The 15,797-nt window shown below is 68.2% G+C and carries 11 protein-coding genes; 10 read left to right on the top strand and 1 reads right to left on the bottom strand.

All coding sequences use genetic code 11. The features are described 5' to 3' along the window. The first annotated feature begins 190 nt into the window (after window positions 1-190). The 10 genes from KIH07_RS03365 to KIH07_RS03305 all read left to right on the top strand — a co-directional run bounded on the left by KIH07_RS03365 (window position 191) and on the right by KIH07_RS03305 (window position 14,572). Window positions 191-1,939, top strand: coding sequence for a methyl-accepting chemotaxis protein (locus KIH07_RS03365; protein ID WP_226490619.1), 1,749 nt, complete (start codon window positions 191-193; stop codon window positions 1,937-1,939). A gap of 24 nt (window positions 1,940-1,963) precedes the next feature. Then, window positions 1,964-2,497: a chemotaxis protein CheW gene (locus KIH07_RS03360; protein WP_226490618.1), complete on the top strand. Its 534-nt coding sequence runs from the start codon at window positions 1,964-1,966 to the stop codon at window positions 2,495-2,497. A 120-nt stretch (window positions 2,498-2,617) separates the two neighbouring features. Then, window positions 2,618-3,151 carry a chemotaxis protein CheW gene (locus tag KIH07_RS03355; protein ID WP_226490618.1) on the top strand — a complete coding sequence of 178 codons (534 nt, stop codon included), beginning with the start codon at window positions 2,618-2,620 and terminating at the stop codon, window positions 3,149-3,151. Between the two features lie 43 nt (window positions 3,152-3,194). Further along, window positions 3,195-5,339 (top strand): methyl-accepting chemotaxis protein, encoded by a 2,145-nt coding sequence (locus KIH07_RS03350; protein WP_226490617.1) that lies wholly within the window; start codon window positions 3,195-3,197, stop codon window positions 5,337-5,339. Between the two features lie 69 nt (window positions 5,340-5,408). Continuing rightward, on the top strand, window positions 5,409-6,959 hold the full coding sequence (locus KIH07_RS25330; RefSeq protein WP_264181790.1) for a methyl-accepting chemotaxis protein: 1,551 nt from the start codon (window positions 5,409-5,411) through the stop codon (window positions 6,957-6,959). A 33-nt stretch (window positions 6,960-6,992) separates the two neighbouring features. Next, on the top strand, window positions 6,993-8,585 hold the full coding sequence (locus KIH07_RS03335) for a methyl-accepting chemotaxis protein (protein ID WP_226490616.1): 1,593 nt from the start codon (window positions 6,993-6,995) through the stop codon (window positions 8,583-8,585). Window positions 8,586-8,709: 124 nt separating this feature from the next. Beyond that, complete coding sequence (locus KIH07_RS25460) at window positions 8,710-10,290, top strand: methyl-accepting chemotaxis protein (protein WP_319004776.1); 1,581 nt, start codon at window positions 8,710-8,712, stop codon at window positions 10,288-10,290. Beyond that, a complete protein-coding gene (locus KIH07_RS25455; RefSeq protein WP_319004775.1) occupies window positions 10,287-11,855 on the top strand; it encodes a methyl-accepting chemotaxis protein in 1,569 nt (522 codons plus the stop codon). The genes KIH07_RS25460 and KIH07_RS25455 overlap by 4 nt, the downstream gene beginning before the upstream one ends. Window positions 11,856-12,109: 254 nt before the next feature. Next, on the top strand, window positions 12,110-13,687 hold the full coding sequence (locus KIH07_RS03310; protein ID WP_226490615.1) for a M20/M25/M40 family metallo-hydrolase: 1,578 nt from the start codon (window positions 12,110-12,112) through the stop codon (window positions 13,685-13,687). A 27-nt stretch (window positions 13,688-13,714) separates the two neighbouring features. Beyond that, entirely contained in the window at window positions 13,715-14,572 is an 858-nt protein-coding gene (locus tag KIH07_RS03305; RefSeq protein ID WP_226490614.1) for an alpha/beta hydrolase, read from the top strand. Between the two features lie 15 nt (window positions 14,573-14,587). On the opposite strand, the gene KIH07_RS03300 is transcribed toward KIH07_RS03305, so the two are convergent. Further along, window positions 14,588-15,763 (bottom strand): MFS transporter, encoded by a 1,176-nt coding sequence (locus KIH07_RS03300; protein ID WP_226490613.1) that lies wholly within the window; start codon window positions 15,761-15,763, stop codon window positions 14,588-14,590. Window positions 15,764-15,797: the final 34 nt, after the last annotated feature.

Below are 15,797 nucleotides of genomic sequence, written 5' to 3'. Positions count from 1 at the left end.
ATCGCACATTTGTACCGGTGCGGTGCTCCTCATCCGGGCTTTAGCCGGGGTCAAGTCGGTCGATAGTTCAAACAACGATGGGTCCCGTTCTGCCTGGCGGAAACGGGAACCCATCCAACCAACCTGCAAGTCGTGGCGCCGATTTGCAGGGCACGCAACAACCCGGCGCCCTACCACTCAGGACAACGACATGAACTCCGGATTTACGTTTGGGATTGCGAAGCGGTTGTACGCGGTCAGCATCACCATTTCGCTGGCGCTCGCGGCACTCGCCGCCTTCGCCTACATCAATTTGAACGACGCGGCCGATCTGGCCGACAACACGGGGGAAAGCCGGGTGCCCCAGCTGGAAGCCATGGCCAAGCTGGAACTCAACGTGACCCAGGTCTCGCTGCAGATCCGGCATTCCATCCTCTCGCGCACCCCGCAGGAGCTGGAGGAAACGCTGAGCTACATCGGCGCCAAGCGCACCAGCATGGACGACACCCTGGCGACCTTTGAAAAGCGCCTGTTTTCGAAAGAAGGCAAGGAGCATTTCACGAAACTCCCGCCCCTGATGGCCACGTTCTGGAAGGTCGGGGAAGCCAACATTGCCCTGATCCGCGAAGGCAAGAAGGAAGAAGCCTTTGCCTACCTGGTGGACGTGACGATCCCCGCGCGCAATCTGTTGCTGGCCGAGCTGGATCGCGGGCGGCAGATCCAGGCCAAGGGCCTGACCGAGGACATCGCTCGTATCGAAAGCGGGGTGCTGGCGACCTCGAACCTGGTCGCCATCCTGGCGCTGGTGATCGCGTTGAGCCTGTTGGCGTTTTCCTGGTACGTGGCGAGCCTGCTGCGCCGGCGCGTGGCGGTGTCGCAGGCGGTGGCCGAACGGGTGCGTGACGGCGACCTGACCAGCGTCGCGGAAAACAACAGCAAGGATGAGTTCACGCCGCTGATCAATGCCCTCAACGACATGCAATCGTCCTTGACCAGGGTGGTGTCCGACGTGCGGCACAGCGCGGACAGCGTGGCCACGGCCAGCGCGGAAATCGCGCAGGGCAACTCGGACCTGTCCAGCCGCACCGAGCAGCAGGCTTCGGCGCTGGAAGAGACCTCGGCCTCCATGGAACAGTTGGGTTCCACCGCCCGCCAGAACGCGGACAACGCCCGCCAGGCCAACCAGCTCGCGGCCAGCGCCAGCAGTGTGGCCGTGCAGGGCGGAGAGGTCGTGGGCCAGGTGGTGCACACCATGAAGGACATCAACGACAGCAGCCGCAAGATCGCCGACATCATCGGCGTGATCGACGGCATCGCCTTCCAGACCAACATCCTGGCGCTCAACGCGGCGGTGGAAGCCGCACGCGCCGGCGAACAGGGCCGGGGTTTTGCGGTGGTGGCCGGTGAGGTGCGCAACCTCGCCCAGCGCAGTGCCGAAGCGGCCAAGGAGATCAAGGGCCTGATCATGGCCAGCGTGGAGCGTGTGGAGCAGGGCACGGCCCTGGTGGACCGCGCCGGCACCACCATGCAGGAGGTGGTGACCTCGATCCGGCGCGTGACCGACATCGTGGGCGAGATCAGCAGCGCGAGCAACGAACAGAGCGCGGGCGTGGGCCAGGTCAGCGAAGCGGTGACCCAGATGGACCAGACCACGCAGCAGAACGCCGCCCTGGTGGAACAGAGTGCGGCCGCCGCGTCCAGCCTGCAGCAGCAGGCCCAGCAGCTGGTGCAGGCGGTGAGCGTGTTCAAGCTCAATGCCGGTACCGGCGCCCATGCGCATTTCAGTGCACCTGCGCCCAAGCCGGCCGCAGCGGTCAAACCGGTGTCCAACGTGACCCCGTTCAAACCGGCCGCGCCCGCCAAGGCCCAGGCATCCAGCTCGGCCCCGAAGGCCCCGCGCCCCGTGGCCGCGAACCCGACGCCCAGCCGCACCGGCACGGACGACTGGGAAAGTTTCTGACCCACCGCATTCGAGGAAGAACCCATGGACATGCACAACGAAGGCAGCCACCTGGCGCGCCAGGACAGCGCGCGCAGCGGCGGTAGCGCGGCGGCGGCGAAGAAGGCCGAATTCCTGACCTTTCGCCTGGGCGCGGAGGAATACGGCATCGACATCCTGCGGGTGCAGGAGATCCGCTCGTTCGAAGAGCCCACGCGCATCGCCAACGCACCGAGCTTCATCAAGGGCGTGGTCAACCTGCGCGGGGTGATCGTGCCGGTGGTGGACCTGCGCATCAAGCTGGGCTGCGAGAAGGTGGAATACAACGGTTTCACGGTGGTGATCGTGCTCAACGTGCGGGGCCGGGTGGTGGGTGCGGTGGTGGACTCGGTGTCCGACGTGCTCGAACTCAGCAGCGACCTGATCAAGCCCGCGCCCGAGATGAACACCACGGTGGACACCAGCTTCATCACCGGCATCGCCAGCGTGGGCGAACGCATGCTGATCCTGATGGACATCGAAGCCCTCATGTCCAGCGCCGACATGGGCCTCATGGACAGCGCCCGCAGCCTGCAGTAAGCCGCAGGCTCGGCCGACAAAGCCCGGGTTTGTCCGGGCTTTGTCGGTTTTTTTTTGCCTTCAGCCAGCGGCTGACTGGCCGATAGTTCATGAACCCATCCGCTTTTCGAGGAAGAACCCATGGACATGCACAACGAAGGCAGCCACCTGGCGCGCCAGGACAGCGCGCGCAGCGGCGGCAGCGCGGCGGCGGCGAAGAAGGCCGAATTCCTGACCTTTCGCCTGGGCGCAGAGGAATACGGCATCGACATCCTGCGGGTGCAGGAGATCCGCTCGTTCGAAGAGCCCACGCGCATCGCCAACGCACCGAGCTTCATCAAGGGCGTGGTCAACCTGCGCGGGGTGATCGTGCCGGTGGTGGACCTGCGCATCAAGCTGGGCTGCGAGAAGGTGGAATACAACGGTTTCACGGTGGTGATCGTGCTCAACGTGCGGGGCCGGGTGGTGGGTGCGGTGGTGGACTCGGTGTCCGACGTGCTCGAACTCAGCAGCGACCTGATCAAGCCCGCGCCCGAGATGAACACCACGGTGGACACCAGCTTCATCACCGGCATCGCCAGCGTGGGCGAACGCATGCTGATCCTGATGGACATCGAAGCCCTCATGTCCAGCGCCGACATGGGCCTCATGGACAGCGCCCGCAGCCTGCAGTAAGCCGCAGGCCCTGGACAGACACAACATCAAAGGAGACGCGCCCATGAAAACACCCGCCATTCACAACCAATCCGTCGCGCGCCGCGTGGCCCTGCTGGCGGTGGCCCTGCTGGCCGGCGTGCTGCTCATCGTCAGCGTGGCGATGGCCATCGTGGCGGAGCAACGCTCGCGCGAGGGCCTCGTGCAGTGGGTGGACGACAAGGCCCGCTCCGTGGCCGACTCGGTGGACGCCTTCGACGCCACGGCCCGCCTCATGACCGACCGGGCCTACCGGCCGTTTCGCAAGAAGTTCGCCGATACCTTCGAGCTCGACGCGGCCTCCGGCCATCTCAAGAGCTGGGGCATGCTGCTCAACGACGATTTCTCCGAAGTGGACGCCTTCAACCAGCACAACGGGGGCGTGGCCACGATCTTCATGCGCAAGGGCGACGACTTCGAGCGCGTGGCCACCTCGCTCAAGAAGGAAAACGGCGAGCGCGCGATGGGCACGCTGTTGGCGCGCGAACACCCGGCCTACCCGTTGATGTTGAAGGGCCAGACCTACACCGGGCGCGCGGTGCTGTTCGGCAAGCCCTACATGACCCACTACGAACCGGTGAAGAACGACGCCGGTCAGGTCGTGGGCCTGCTTTTCATCGGGTTTGACATCACCGATTTCCAGGCCAGCCTGAAAAAACTGGTGGACGAGGCCCGCTTCTTCAACACCGGCGGCACCTACCTGATCGATCCGCGCAAGAGCAACGCCGAGGCTGTGTTCGTGATGCACCCCACGGCCAGCGGCAAGAAGGTGCTGGAAGTGTTCCCCGAGGCCGACGCCCTGCTGACCGCGCTGCGCGCCACGCCACAGGCCTTCGCGTCCGACATGGCGCCCCTGTTCGACGCCGGCATGTCCCACCCCTGGGCGGTCAAGCGCGAGGCCCAGTCCGGCTGGTGGGTGGTGGTGGAGGTGTCCGACACCGAAGCCATGGCCGCCCATTGGTCCACCATGTACGCCTTTGGGGCCCTGCTGGCCGCGACCACGGCCCTGCTGGGCCTGGGCCTGTTCTGGCTGGTGCGCCGCAACGTGAGCCGCCCGCTGGCCGACCTTACCCAGGCCGTGACCAGCGTGGCCCAGGGCGACCTGACGCGCGAATTCCACAGCACCCGGCGCGACGAAATCGGCCGCCTGGTGCAGGAGGTCGAAGGCATGCGCGGGCGTTTCCTGGGCATGATGCACGAGCTGCGCACGGCGGCCGACAGCATCAACACGGCCTCGGCCGAGATTGCCTCGGGCAACCAGGACCTGAGCGCACGCACCGAACAGGCCGCGAGCAACCTGCAGCAGACCGCGGCCAGCATGGAAGAGCTCACCAGCACGGTGCGCCAGAGCGCGGACGCCGCGCGCCAGGCCAACCAGCTCGCCTCCAGCGCGGCCGAGATCGCCGCGCGCGGCGGTCAGGTGGTCAACCAGGTGGTGGCCACCATGGACGAGATCAACCACAGCAGCAAAAAGATCAACGACATCATCGGCGTGATCGACGGCATCGCCTTCCAGACCAACATCCTGGCGCTCAATGCGGCGGTGGAAGCCGCACGCGCCGGTGAACAGGGCCGGGGCTTCGCCGTGGTGGCCGGCGAGGTGCGCAACCTCGCCCAGCGCAGCGCCGAAGCGGCCAAAGAGATCAAAGGCCTGATCGGCGCCAGCGTGGACCGGGTCGACGCCGGCAGCCGGCTGGTGGCCGACGCGGGGCAGACCATGAGCGAGATCGTTGCCAGCGTGCAGCGGGTGACGGACATCATCGGCGAGATCACGGCGGCGGCGGGCGAACAGAGCGACGGCATCGGGCAGGTCAACACCGCGGTGAACCAGCTCGACCAGATGACGCAGCAGAACGCCGCCTTGGTTGAGCAGAGCGCGGCAGCCGCCGAGAGCCTGAAGGACCAGGCCTCGCGCCTGTCCCAGGTGGTGCAGGTGTTCCGCATCGACGCCGCCGGTACCGCCGCGCCCGCCCCGGTGCGGAGCGCGCCCGCCAAGGTCGCGCCCAGCCCCAAAGCCGCAGCGCCCGCTCCCCGCGAGACCGCGCCCGCGCCAAAACCCCAGACCCAGTTGGAGGCGCCCCGGCGCCCACCCCTGGCCACCACGACCGCTGCCCCCGTCGCCAAGGCCACCGCGCCTGCCAACGACGCGGGGGAGTGGGAGAGCTTCTGAATCCCGGCAAACGCGCCCCACGAGCCGATTGCTTCCCCCACCGCCCCACAGAGTCCGCAGGTACCGGCCATGTCATTCCATCAACTCAAGATCGGTCACCGGCTTTCATGGGGTTTCGGCAGTGTGGTGGCGCTGCTCGTGGGCGTGGCGGGGCTGGCCTGGTACAGCCTGCAGGCGTCCACGGCGGCCACCACCCGGCTGATGGAGATGGAGCACCGCCTGGCCGTGACCGATGAGTGGCTCGCCAGCACCCGCCTGAACGCCAACCGGGTGATCGCGCTGGCGAAGTCGAACAACCACACCGACGTGGACAGCTATTTCAAACCGCTGATCTCGCAGACCACCGCGCGCATCAACGAACTGCAGAAGACGCTGGAAGCGCAGATCACCAGCGAGCAGGGCAAGGCCCTGCTGGGCGACATCGGGAAGCGGCGCAAGGAATACATCGGCATCCGCGAAACCTTTTTCACCACCTTGCTCGGTGGTGACAGCTTCGAGGCGGACCGCATGCTGGACGCCGAATTGGTGCCCGCGGTCGAGCGGTACATCGCGAGCATGTCCGTGCTGCAGCAGCACGAACGTGAACTGGTGACGGCCGCCAGCGCCGCGGCGGCGGCCACGGTCGTGCGGGAAGAGATCTCCATCCTGGCCCTGGCCACGGTGGCCCTGCTGCTGGCCGTGCTGGTGGCCTGGCGCATCACCCGCTCGATCACCGGGCCGTTGAAGGAAGCGGTGGCGATGGCCACCGCCGTGGCGCAGGGCGACCTCACGCAGCGTGTGCAGTCCCACCGCAAGGACGAGCTCGGCGACCTGCTCAACGCCCTGGAGGCCATGAAGACCTCGCTGCAACAGACCGTGGGCCAGGTGCGCAGCGCCACGGACAGCATCAACACGGCCTCGGCCGAGATCGCTTCGGGCAACCAGGACCTGAGCGCACGCACCGAACAGGCCGCGAGCAACCTGCAGCAGACCGCGGCCAGCATGGAAGAGCTCACCAGCACGGTGCGCCAGAGCGCGGACGCCGCGCGCCAGGCCAACCAGCTCGCCTCCAGCGCGGCCGAGATCGCCGCGCGCGGCGGTCAGGTGGTCAACCAGGTGGTGGCCACCATGGACGAGATCAACCACAGCAGCAAGAAGATCAACGACATCATCGGCGTGATCGACGGCATCGCCTTCCAGACCAACATCCTGGCGCTCAATGCGGCGGTGGAAGCCGCACGCGCCGGTGAACAGGGCCGGGGCTTCGCCGTGGTGGCCGGCGAGGTGCGCAACCTCGCCCAACGCAGCGCCGAAGCGGCCAAAGAGATCAAAGGCCTGATCGGCGCCAGCGTGGACCGGGTCGACGCCGGCAGCCGGCTGGTGGCCGACGCGGGACAGACCATGAGCGAGATCGTTGCCAGCGTGCAGCGGGTGACGGACATCATCGGCGAGATCACGGCGGCGGCGGGTGAACAAAGCGACGGCATCGGGCAGGTCAACACCGCGGTGAACCAGCTCGACCAGATGACACAGCAGAACGCTGCCTTGGTCGAACAGAGCGCGGCCGCGGCCGAGAGCCTGAAGGAGCAAGCCCGGCAACTGACCCACACGGTGGCGACGTTCCGGCTGGCCGCTGCCTGAGATGAGTATGGATTGGATACCCGGAGAAACACGATGCTGGATTCACTGAGCTTTCGCGGAAAAATCGCCCTGCAGATCCTGGCGGCGGTCGTGGGCATTGCCCTGATCGGCCTGTTGTCGGTCTACCAGTTGCGCCAACAGATGGGCGAAGGCCGTCGCGACCAGCTGGTGGCGGCGGTGGAGTCCGCCCACGCGATTGCCCAAGGGTTTCGCGCGCAGGCCACGGCCGGCAAGCTGAGCGAGGCGGCGGCCCAGGAGGCGGCCAAGGAAGCGATCCGTCTGGCGCGTTACGGCAAAGAGGGCAAGGAGTATTTCTACATCTGGTCCACCGAGGGCGTGGGGGTGATGCACCCCATCAAGCCGGAGTGGGCCGGCCAGAACATGGTCGGCAAGGTGAAGGACGGTGAGGGGGCGGACGTCATCGGCGCCCTGGTGAGCGGCATGAAGAACGGCAGCAACGGCCGCGCCTTCGTGCACACCAACTTTCCCCGCCCCGGCAGCACGGTGCCCGTGCCCAAGCTGCAGTACGTCATGCAGGTCGATGGCTGGAACTGGATGGTGGGGTCGGGTCTGTACACCGACGACCTGGACGCCCAGCTCATGGCCGCCACCCTGGGCAACCTCGCGGTGGGTCTGGTGGTGCTGCTCGTGATCGGCGCCATTGGGTGGGCCACGCTGCGCAGCGTGATGCGTCAGATCGGTGGTGAACCGGCCCAGGCCGTGGCCGTCATGCGGTCCGTGGCGGCGGGCAACCTGGCGGTCGAACTGCCCAAGGTGGTGCCCGGCAGTCTCCTGGCGGCGGTGGGCGAGATGGTCGCTTCGCTGCGCCAGACCGTGACCCAGGTGCGGCAGGCCAGCGACAGCATCGGCACGGCCTCCCAGGAAATTGCCACCGGCAACCAGGACCTGTCCACCCGCACCGAACAGACGGCCTCCAACCTGCAGCAAACCGCGGCCAGCATGGAAGAGCTCACCAGCACGGTGCGCCAGAGCGCGGACGCCGCGCGCCAGGCCAACCAGCTCGCCTCCAGCGCGGCCGAGATCGCCGCGCGCGGCGGTCAGGTGGTCAACCAGGTGGTGGCCACCATGGACGAGATCAACCACAGCAGCAAAAAGATCAACGACATCATCGGCGTGATCGACGGCATCGCCTTCCAGACCAACATCCTGGCGCTCAATGCGGCGGTGGAAGCCGCACGCGCCGGTGAACAGGGCCGGGGCTTCGCCGTGGTGGCCGGCGAGGTGCGCAACCTCGCCCAGCGCAGCGCCGAAGCGGCCAAAGAGATCAAAGGCCTGATCGGCGCCAGCGTGGACCGGGTCGACGCCGGCAGCCGGCTGGTGGCCGACGCGGGGCAGACCATGAGCGAGATCGTTGCCAGCGTGCAGCGGGTGACGGACATCATCGGCGAGATCACGGCGGCGGCGGGCGAACAGAGCGACGGCATCGGGCAGGTCAACACCGCGGTGAACCAGCTCGACCAGATGACGCAGCAGAACGCCGCCTTGGTTGAGCAGAGCGCGGCGGCCGCCGAGAGCCTGAAGGACCAGGCCTCGCGCCTGTCCCAGGTGGTGCAGGTGTTCCGCATCGATGGTGCCGCCCACCCGTCCTCGGGAGCCGCCCGATGAATGCCCACGCGGCTGGGCCCCTGGCTCTGGGGGTGGTCCGGGCCGCGGCGGCCTGTCGAACACCGCGGCACCGGGCGCGCGGCACTCGCTACTTTTTTTTCATTGACGATCCGGAGCTTTTGTCATGGGACTTCAATCTTTGATGCGCTTGTTTTCGATCCGCCTGCGCATGCTGGCGGCCATCGGTGTGGTGCTCTGTCTGCTGGGCATCGTGGGCGGGGCGGGCCTGTGGGGCATGACGCGCCTGATCACGATCAACCACACGTTCGTGGGAAATGCCTTCGAGGAGACGCTCGCGCTGTCGCGCCTGAAGGTGGCGATGGGCGACCTGAGCCGTTACGAGAAAGACATGGTGATCCAATACGAATCGCCCGAGCAGCTCTCGCTGGCCAACATGCGCTGGGAAAAGGCCCGCGATCAGCTGCGCAAGGACATCGCGCAGATGCTCGAGGGCGAGGAAGACACCGACAACCAGGCGCTGCGCGACATGGACAAGCGCCTGGGCGAGTACGTGACATCGGTCGAGCCTGTGGTGGCGCAGATCAGGGACGGTAGCTACGACAGTGCCACCGTGGCCAACCGCATGCTGGCCAAGGCGCATGACCAGTACAAGGTGTTGCTCGGCGACCTGCAGACGATCGAAAAAAGCATCATGGCCGAAGCGGACCGCCTGAAGGCCGAGGAGCAGAGCGCCAGCGACCAGACCATGGCCCTGTTTGGCGTGGCCGTGGCGCTGGCCGCGCTGGTGGTGGTGCCCACCACGCTGGCCAACATGCAGAGCATCTGCAAACCGCTGGACCAGGCCCAGCGCGTGGCCGAGGCCATCGCCCGTGGGGACCTGACGCAGAACATCACCGGCACCGGCAAGGACGAGGTTTCCGCGCTCATGCGGGCGCTGGGGGGCATGCAGGCGTCGCTGGTGCGCATCGTGGGCGAGGTGCGCAGTTCCACCGACAGCATCGGCACCGCCAGCGCCGAAATCGCCTCGGGCAACCTGGACCTGTCCACCCGCACCGAGCAGGCCGCCAGCAGCCTGCAGCAGACCGCCAGCAGCATCGAGCAGATCAACGGCACGGTGCGCCAGAGCGCCGAGGCCGCGCGCCAGGCCAGCCAGATGGCGGTGGCCAACGCCGAGGTGGCCGAACGCGGTGGCCGCGTGGTCGGCCAGGTGGTGGCCACCATGGACGAGATCAACCACAGCAGCAAGAAGATCAACGACATCATCGGCGTGATCGACGGCATCGCCTTCCAGACCAACATCCTGGCGCTCAACGCCGCGGTGGAAGCCGCACGCGCCGGCGAACAGGGCCGGGGCTTCGCCGTGGTGGCCGGCGAGGTGCGCAACCTGGCCCAGCGCAGCGCCGAAGCGGCCAAGGAAATCAAGGCGCTGATCGGCGCCAGCGTGGACCGGGTCGACGCCGGCAGCCGGCTGGTGGCCGAGGCCGGCAGCACCATTGGCGAGATCGTGGCCAACGCCGAGAAGGTCTCGGCCTTCATCAACGACATCACCACCGCCGCGAACGAGCAGGCGCAGGGCATCGGTCAGGTCAACACGGCGGTCGGCCAGCTCGACCAGATGACGCAGCAGAACGCCGCGCTGGTCGAACAGAGCGCGGCGGCGGCCGAGAGCCTGAAGGACCAGGCCACCAAGCTCGCCAGCGTGGTCGCCACGTTCCGGCTGGACACCGAGAGGGACTCTGTATGAACACGCTCATCAACGCCATGCGCCGTTTCCGCATCCGCACCCGCCTGATCGGCATGCTCGTGCTCATGCTGGCCATGGTGTGCCTCGTGGCCGCGACCGGCGTGCTGTCGATGTGGCAGCAGAGCCAGCGCACCGACCGGTTCATCACCCGCTCGCTGCAGCGCGCGCATGCGCTGAGCGACGTCAACCGCCAGGTCGGGGACGTCAACCGGGCGGAAAAGGACATGATCATTTACTACGACGACCGCATCACCCTCAACCAGCACCGGGACCGCTGGACCGCGGCGGTGGCGGCGGCGCAGAAGCAGCTGGAGGCGATGCGGGCCGACGCGAACGACCGGGAAGCGCCGCTGCTCGACGAGGCGCTGGCGCGCTTGACGGCCTACGCGAAGGCGACCCAGCAGATCGTGCTGCAGGTGGAGGACGGCGCGTACGACAACAGCCACACGGCCGACAAGATGCTGGGCAACGCCAAGGAGCACATGCGCGCGCTGGACGCCACCTTGCTCAAGACCGCCGAGGTGCTTGACGCGGACGCCGCCGAGGCGCGCACCGCGCGCGAGGACGGCGCGGCCCAGGCCACTTTGCTCAACCTGGGCGTGCTCGCCGGGGTGGGCCTGCTGCTGGTGCCGTTCACCTGGCTCAACATGCGCAGCATCTGCAAACCGCTGGACCGGGCGCGCGAACTGGCCACGGCCATCGCCGCGGGCGACCTGACGCACCGCGTCGACGAGGGCGAAGGGCGCGACGAGACCGCGTCGATGATGGAGGCCCTGCGTTCGATGCAGACCTCGCTGCAACAGACCGTGGGCCAGGTGCGCAGCGCCACGGACAGCATCAACACGGCCTCGGCCGAGATTGCCTCGGGCAACCAGGACCTGAGCGCACGCACCGAACAGGCCGCGAGCAACCTGCAGCAGACCGCGGCCAGCATGGAAGAGCTCACCAGCACGGTGCGCCAGAGCGCGGACGCCGCGCGCCAGGCCAACCAGCTCGCCTCCAGCGCGGCCGAGATCGCCGCGCGCGGCGGTCAGGTGGTCAACCAGGTGGTGGCCACCATGGACGAGATCAACCACAGCAGCAAAAAGATCAACGACATCATCGGCGTGATCGACGGCATCGCCTTCCAGACCAACATCCTGGCGCTCAATGCGGCGGTGGAAGCCGCACGCGCCGGTGAACAGGGCCGGGGCTTCGCCGTGGTGGCCGGCGAGGTGCGCAACCTCGCCCAGCGCAGCGCCGAAGCGGCCAAAGAGATCAAAGGCCTGATCGGCGCCAGCGTGGACCGGGTCGACGCCGGCAGCCGGCTGGTGGCCGACGCGGGGCAGACCATGAGCGAGATCGTTGCCAGCGTGCAGCGGGTGACGGACATCATCGGCGAGATCACGGCGGCGGCGGGCGAACAGAGCGACGGCATCGGGCAGGTCAACACCGCGGTGAACCAGCTCGACCAGATGACGCAGCAGAACGCCGCCTTGGTTGAGCAGAGCGCGGCAGCCGCCGAGAGCCTGAAGGACCAGGCCTCGCGCCTGTCGCAGGTGGTGCAGGTGTTCCGGCTGGCGTAGTGCGGCCCGCAGACGGGGTCCGGTGGCACCTCCGGGTGGCACGGGCCGCCGAACAGTCTCGCCAGGCGGACGACCGGTGACGGTGGTCCGCCTGGGTGTTTGAGGGCTGTGTGCAAGGTGGTCGACGCCGATGGCCGGGCCTGCCTATACTTCCTGAACAGGGTCCCGACCCGCGTCGGCATCCCCCCGCCATTCCTGCTGTGCCGCCGCTGCGCTGGCGGTGGCCAGGCAGCCCGCACCTGGAGACCGATGACATGAACGCCCGTCTGCCCCATCCCCTGCCCTTGCTGGACCCGGCCGCCTTGCAGGCGCATGTGGATGCGGCCTGGTCGCGCAGCATCGTGCCCGAGCTGGTGCGCTACATCGAGGTGCCGGCCAAGTCGCCCGCCTTCGATGCCGACTGGGCCGCGCACGGCCTGCTCGACCGCGTGCTGCACAACGCCGCCGACTGGGTGCGCGCGCAGCAGGTCGAAGGCCTCACGCTGGAGATCGTGCGGCTGAACGACGCCCACGGCCTGCCGCGCACGCCGGTGCTGTTCTTTGAAGTGCCGGCCAGCGAAGGCGTGGGCACATCCGATTCGCCGCCGGGCAGCCCCAAGGCGAATCAGCCCCCTCAGGGGGCAGCGACCCGCGAAGCGGTGGAGCGTGGGGGCGTCGGTTCTTCGGGCCAGACCGTGCTGATGTACGGCCACCTCGACAAGCAGCCCGAGTTCACCGGCTGGCGCAGCGACCTCGGTCCCTGGACGCCCAAGATCGTGGAGGGCAAGCTGTACGGTCGCGGCGGCGCCGACGACGGCTACGCGGTCTACGCCAGCATCGCCGCCATCCAGGCGCTCAAGGCCCAGGGCGCGGCGCACCCGCGCATCGTGGGCCTGATCGAGACCGGCGAAGAAAGCGGCTCGCCCGACCTGCTGCCCTATGTGGACGCCTTGCGCGCGCGCCTGGGCGACGTGGGCCTGGTGATCTGCCTGGACAGCGGCGCCGGCAACTACGACCAGCTCTGGCTCACCACCAGCCTGCGCGGCATGGCCAGCGGCGTGCTCAAGGTCGAGATCCTCACCGAGGGCATCCATTCGGGCGACGCCTCGGGCCTGGTGCCGTCGAGCTTTCGCATCATGCGCCACGTGCTGGACCGGCTGGAAGACAGCGCCACCGGCCGCCTGCTGCCGGCCAGTTTCCATTGCGAGGTGCCGGCCGAACGCATCGCGCAGGCCCGGGCCACCGCAGCCATCCTGGGCGACGAGATCCACCAGCGCTTCCCCTGGGCCCACCACGACTGCGGCGGCTCCACCGTGTTCGCCCTGCCCACCACCACCGACCCGGTGGAGGCCCTGCTCAACCGCACCTGGCGCCCTACGCTCTCGGTCACCGGCGCCGAAGGCTTCCCCACGCTGCAGAACGCGGGCAACGTGCTGCGGCCCTACACCGCCTTCAAGCTCAGCCTGCGCCTGCCGCCGCTGGTGGACGCCGCCGCGGCGACACAGCAGCTCAAGGCCCTGCTCGAAGACAACGCGCCCTACCAGGCCCGGGTCACGTTCGAGGGCGAAGGCTCGGCCAGCGGCTGGAACGCCCCCAGCACCACGCCGTGGTTCGAGCAGGCGCTGCAGGACGCGTCGCAGGCGCACTTCGGGGCCGGCTGTGGCACCATCGGCCAGGGCGGCACCATTCCGCTCATGAACCTGCTCAGCCAGGGCTTCCCCAGCGCGCAGATGATGGTCTGCGGCGTGCTCGGGCCCAAGAGCAACGCCCACGGCCCCAACGAGTTCCTGCACCTGGACTACGCGCGCCGGCTCACCGCCAGCGTGGCCCAGGTGATCGCGCGCATGCCCTGACCCCCTCTCCACCCCGGCGCCCCGACCATGTCCGACACCACCCAGGCTCCCTTCACCCTGCGCGACGGCCTGAACGTGGCCATCTACGACTGGCCGCTGCCCAGGCGCTCGCGGCCACGCGGCGTGGTGCTCATCGTGCACGGCCTGGGCGAACACGCCTGGCGCCACGACCCGCTGGCCCAGCGCCTGAACGGATGGGGCTTCTGCGTGCGCGCCTACGACCAGCGGGGCCACGGCGAGTCTGGCGGGGCCCGGGGCGTGCTGCCCGATGACGACGCCCTGCTGGAGGACCTGGCCGAGGTGCTGGACGACACGCGGCGCCACATCGCCGAACCCTGGTCCTGCCCGCTGATCCTGCTGGGCCACAGCATGGGCGGGCTGGTGGCCTCGACCTTTGTGCGGCGGACCATGGCGCCGGTTGACGCGCTGGTGCTGTCCTCGCCCGCGCTCGACACCGGCATCGGCGCGCTCATGAGGACGCTCATGGGCCTGCTCTACCGCTTCGCGCCCAACCTGGCCCTGGGCAACCGGCTGGACGCCACCCGGATCTCGCACAGCGCGGCCACGGTGGCGGCCTACCAGAAAGACCGGCTGGTGCACGACCGGATCACCGCCCGTCTCGCGCACTTCATCGACAGCAACGGGCCCCGCGTGGTGTCGGCGGCGCCGCGCTGGACGGTGCCCACGCTGCTGATGTTCGCCGGCGAAGACAAGCTCGTGAGCCCCGCTGGCAGCCGGGCGTTCGCCGCCGCGGCACCGCGCGAGCTGGTGAGCAGCCAGTGTTTCGAGGGCCTGTACCACGAGATCTTCAACGAGGAAGACCCCGCCCCCGTGTACGGCGCGCTCAAGGCCTGGCTGGACCGGCGCTTTCCGGCCGCCGGTTGATCCCCCGGCCGCGGATCAGGCCGGACGGGGGACTTCGCGCCGGGCCCACGCCAGCCAGACCAGTGCCAGCCCCGTGAGCGCCACGGGCACCAGCGAACCCACGTTCAGCCACTGCCAGCCCTGGGTGGTGACCAGGGCGCCGGAGGCGAACGAGGTGAAGGCCATGGTGGCGAAAACAAAGAAGTTGATGGCCGCTTGCGCGCGGTCCTTTTCCTCGGGCCTGTAGGCCTGCAGCGACAGTGTGGTGCTGCCGGTGAAGAGGAAGTTCCAGCCCACGCCGAGCAGGAACAGCGCGATCAGGAACTGGTGCAACTCCACGCCCGAGAGCGCCACCAGGATGCAGGCGAAGTTGAGCACCACGCCCACGCCCATGATGGTGAGCGTGCCAAAGCGCTTGATCAGGTGGCCGGTGAAAAACCCGGGCGCGAACATGCCGATCACGTGCCATTCGAGCACCAGCGCGGCGTCGTCGAACGGAAAGCCGCAGACCTGCATGGCCAGCGGCGTGGCCGCCATCAGCAGGTTCATCACGCCATAGCCCAGCGCCGCGCCGGCCGCCGCCACGATGAACACCGGCTGGCGCATGATCACCGACAGCGGGCGGCCCCGATCGGCGTTCGCGGCCCGGGGCGGCACTGGCGGGAAGCGCATGAACGCCATCACCACCATGGAGAGCAGGGCCACCACCGCCAGCGCCAGGTAGGCGCCGGCAAACGGCACGGCCAGCCAGTCCTTGGTGCGCACCGCCAGGTTGGGCCCCAGCACCGCGCCGGCCAACCCCCCGGCCAGGACCAGCGACACCGCTTTCTCGCGGAACGCCGGCGCGCTGAGCTCGGCCGCGGCAAAACGGTAGAGCTGGCCGTTGGCGCTGTAGTAACCCGCGATCACGGTGGCCGCCACCAGCAGCCAGAAGTTCTGGTCCGCCGCCGCCCAGTAGCACAGCAGGGCCGAGCCCAGCGCCACCAGCAGCCCGATCTGGAACGAGGCCCGGCGGCCGAAGGCGCTTTGTGTGCGCGCCACCAGCGGCGTGGACAGCGCGCCACCCACCACATAGCCCATCACCGGCAGCGTGGCCATCCAGCCCAAGGGCGCCAGCGACAGACCGACCAGCCCGTTGATCGCGATGAAAACCACGTTGTTGGTCAGGAACAGGCCTTGCGCGGCGGCCAGCAGCCAGAGGTTTTTATTCATAAGGCGTCGTTTATACAGTGGCGCCATGGCCCTT

Origin of the sequence: Hydrogenophaga taeniospiralis (assembly GCF_020510445.1) — a bacterium.
Classification (GTDB): domain Bacteria; phylum Pseudomonadota; class Gammaproteobacteria; order Burkholderiales; family Burkholderiaceae_C; genus Hydrogenophaga.
This window is presented reverse-complemented; position numbering and strand designations above follow the sequence as displayed.

Coding starts and splice junctions, on each gene's coding strand:
- KIH07_RS03350 (WP_226490617.1), top strand. CDS start 3,195: ATGAAAACACCCGCCATTCACAACCAATCCGTCGCGCGCCGCGTGGCC.
- KIH07_RS25460 (WP_319004776.1), top strand. CDS start 8,710: ATGGGACTTCAATCTTTGATGCGCTTGTTTTCGATCCGCCTGCGCATG.
- KIH07_RS03300 (WP_226490613.1), bottom strand. CDS start 15,763: ATGAATAAAAACCTCTGGCTGCTGGCCGCCGCGCAAGGCCTGTTCCTG.
- KIH07_RS03355 (WP_226490618.1), top strand. CDS start 2,618: ATGGACATGCACAACGAAGGCAGCCACCTGGCGCGCCAGGACAGCGCG.
- KIH07_RS03365 (WP_226490619.1), top strand. CDS start 191: ATGAACTCCGGATTTACGTTTGGGATTGCGAAGCGGTTGTACGCGGTC.
- KIH07_RS25330 (WP_264181790.1), top strand. CDS start 5,409: ATGTCATTCCATCAACTCAAGATCGGTCACCGGCTTTCATGGGGTTTC.
- KIH07_RS03310 (WP_226490615.1), top strand. CDS start 12,110: ATGAACGCCCGTCTGCCCCATCCCCTGCCCTTGCTGGACCCGGCCGCC.
- KIH07_RS03305 (WP_226490614.1), top strand. CDS start 13,715: ATGTCCGACACCACCCAGGCTCCCTTCACCCTGCGCGACGGCCTGAAC.
- KIH07_RS03335 (WP_226490616.1), top strand. CDS start 6,993: ATGCTGGATTCACTGAGCTTTCGCGGAAAAATCGCCCTGCAGATCCTG.
- KIH07_RS25455 (WP_319004775.1), top strand. CDS start 10,287: ATGAACACGCTCATCAACGCCATGCGCCGTTTCCGCATCCGCACCCGC.
- KIH07_RS03360 (WP_226490618.1), top strand. CDS start 1,964: ATGGACATGCACAACGAAGGCAGCCACCTGGCGCGCCAGGACAGCGCG.